This is a genomic window from Devosia alba (genome assembly GCF_039938915.1).
Taxonomy (GTDB): domain Bacteria; phylum Pseudomonadota; class Alphaproteobacteria; order Rhizobiales; family Devosiaceae; genus Devosia; species Devosia alba.
The window spans coordinates 1-219 of record NZ_JBDUUI010000188.1 but is presented as its reverse complement, the minus strand read 5'-3'; the positions used below and the strand labels follow the sequence as shown (position 1 = coordinate 219).

Sequence of the window (219 nt, the reverse complement as noted above, 5' to 3'; positions counted from 1 at the left end):
CAACTGCGGTCTGGAGCACTTTCCAGAAGGATTTTTTCAAATCCCACTACGAAGGCCGAAGTCTTCACAGTATATTTGAAAAAGGACTCTAAGGGAAAGTGGTTGCGGGGGCCGGATTTGAACCGACGACCTTCGGGTTATGAGCCCGACGAGCTACCAGACTGCTCCACCCCGCGATATGAGTGAAAGTATTAAATTTGTTCATGCTCTTTATTAGAG

General features: G+C 47.5%; 1 tRNA gene. It reads right to left on the bottom strand.

The window, feature by feature from the left end:
* Nucleotides 1–99: 99 nt before the first annotated feature.
* A tRNA-Met gene (locus ABFY71_RS19235) sits at nt 100–176 on the bottom strand.
* Nucleotides 177–219 lie beyond the last annotated feature (43 nt).